The 2,228-nt window shown below is 61.7% G+C and carries 2 protein-coding genes and 1 pseudogene; 2 read left to right on the top strand and 1 reads right to left on the bottom strand.

Features of this window, described 5'->3' with window-relative positions:
- Positions 1-364 precede the first annotated feature (364 nt).
- Positions 365-598, top strand: a complete 234-nt coding sequence (locus tag WKW79_RS36880) for a hypothetical protein (protein ID WP_340340171.1) — start codon at positions 365-367, stop codon at positions 596-598.
- A gap of 88 nt (positions 599-686) precedes the next feature.
- On the opposite strand, the pseudogene WKW79_RS36875 reads toward WKW79_RS36880, so the two are convergent.
- A pseudogene (locus WKW79_RS36875) lies at positions 687-1,418 on the bottom strand (iron-containing alcohol dehydrogenase); the annotation flags it as partial.
- A 110-nt stretch (positions 1,419-1,528) separates the two neighbouring features.
- Between WKW79_RS36875 and WKW79_RS36870 the strand changes: the two are divergent.
- A complete protein-coding gene (locus WKW79_RS36870) occupies positions 1,529-2,059 on the top strand; it encodes a helix-turn-helix domain-containing protein (RefSeq protein WP_340340170.1) in 531 nt (176 codons plus the stop codon).
- Positions 2,060-2,228 lie beyond the last annotated feature (169 nt).

Here is a 2,228-nt window from a genome sequence, read left to right as displayed (position 1 = left end):
AGCTCGACCATCTGTCGACGGAATTCCGCCGGGTACGGAGGCTTCGGTGTGGGCATATCGGACTCCTTCATCCGTAAGGATCGGGTGTCCGCGAAATCGGGTCAACTTCACTTCAGCTCTTCTACGCGGGCTTACTCGTACCTTGTATCGCGCCAAGGAAGTGGCTCAGCATCTCGACGTATTCAAGGAAGCTTGGGCAATGAAGCCGCGTGCACCGCCTCAAGATCGAGCCGTGCAAGAGGTCGCGCTTTCGGAGCTGTGGTTGGCGCTGCCTCCGCCGTGGTGAACCAGGTATTTGCCAGCTATGTGCTGGTTCAGTCAGCCGTGCCTTGCGGCTTCTCAAGGAAGGAGCTCAAGGCATCGCATGCTCGCGACGCCGGGCAACGTCGCCGCCAAGGTCGCGAAGGCCCTGACGCTGCCCGTCGACGTGCTGATGCTCGACCTGGAGGACGGAGTGCCAAATGACGACGAATCGAAGCAGCGCGCGCGCCGTCACCGGCGATGCGCTGCGTTCGCATGCCGGCGCCGGGCCGAGGGAGATCTCGGGCGCGTCAATGGGCCGCGCACCCGGTGGTCGGTGAAGACATCGCCTTCGTAGCCGGGCTGGCGATCCCGACCGTCGTGATCCCGATGGTCTACGACGACGCCGTTCTTTGATAGACACCGGGAGGGACCGCTGTCATGGGTCACCTTGCACGAGCGAGCATTCGTGCGTAGTCACTGGCTTCGGCGGGACGCGGATTGGTCATGTGCGAATGGTCCTGCAGCGCGCCTTCAACAATGCGTGGAAACATGGATTCACTGACGTTCATTTCGCGCAACCTCGTTGGCAGACCCAGACGACGGTTCATCGCAGTGATGGCATCGCCGACGGAAGACGAATCGGCCAAGTCCATGGCGTGAGCCAGGCGGGCGAGCTTGTTCTCGTTCCTGACCGTGGTCGCTGCCTCGTTGAACTCGATGACGGCGGGCAGGAACACGGCATTCAGCATGCCGTGATGCAGGCTCGGATCGAGGCCGCCGAGCGAATGGCTGAGGCTGTGCACGCACCCGAGGCCTTTCTGGAACGCCATCGCGCCCTGCATCGACGCCGACATCATTTGCAGGCGTGCTTCGCGGTCGTGCGGCTCGCGTGTCGCGCGCTCGATGTGCGCCCATGCGCGCCATAGTCCGTCCAGCGCAATGCCGTCGGCGGGCGGGTTGAAGGCCGGGGCCATGAAGGTCTCGATGCAGTGCGCGATCGCGTCCATGCCGGTGGCAGCAGTGAGCCTCGCCGGCAAGTCGAGCGTCAGGTCCGGGTCGCAGATGGCCACCTTCGGCACCACATGCGCCGAGATCACGCCCACCTTTCGACCGTCGTCGAGGATCAGCACTGCGCCGCGGCCCACCTCGCTGCCGGTGCCGGCCGTGGTTGGAATGTAAGCGCGCAATAAACCACGCCCTTCCCTTGAGCGCGACGAAGTGTGAGGCTACGTACCCATGTACAGTGATCTGACCCCCGAAACTTGGACAAACCAAGGACCCGGGATTGACCAAGTACACAGAGAAGCAGAAGCTCGAAGCCGTTGAGGCGTATGAGCGAGGACAGGGAGGTTTGCGAGCAATCGCGCAGGCGCATGCGGTAGGCTTTGATGCCCTGAGGAGCTGGGTCGCGGCCCACCGAAATCATGGCGCGGCAGGTATTGCGGCCAAGATGCGGAAGAACTACGAGCTTGAATTCAAACTTCTGGTTCTGAATCGCATGCGCGATGACGGCCTTTCCTGTCGACAGGCAGCAGCGATCTTTGGTGTTCGACGCCACAATCAAGTCGCCGAATGGAGGCGGCTGTTTACCCTGCACGGTGCAGCTGCCTTACAACCAGGTTGGAAGGTGCAACAGACGAAGATGAGCAGGACGCCGCGACGGCCCAAAGACCAAGGGGTGTTGCCAGAAGATCAGCGCAGCCGCCAGGAATTACTGCGTGAGCTTCAGCAGCTACGCATGGAGAACGCGTACCTAAAAAAAGCGCAGGCCTTGGTTCGAGTCAAGACACGCTCAGTGCCCGCGAAAGGACGCTGATCGTGCTCGAGCTGAGGCCTCATTTCCCGCTTTCCGGTCTGCTGCGGACCGCTGGTCTTGTCGGCGCCGATTCGATATTGACCACCCGGGCCGATCGAATTTTGACCAGGGGGTGGAAGCCGACTTTTCGTTGGTCGGCTGTGCATAAGTTTAGTGTTTGGGTTGCTCG

The organism is Variovorax robiniae, from assembly GCF_037889955.1.
Lineage (GTDB): Bacteria > Pseudomonadota > Gammaproteobacteria > Burkholderiales > Burkholderiaceae_C > Variovorax > Variovorax robiniae.
Note: the sequence above shows the minus strand (reverse complement) of the source record. Positions and strands in the feature narration are given on the sequence as shown.

Coding starts and splice junctions, on each gene's coding strand:
- WKW79_RS36880 (WP_340340171.1), top strand. CDS start 365: ATGCTCGCGACGCCGGGCAACGTCGCCGCCAAGGTCGCGAAGGCCCTG.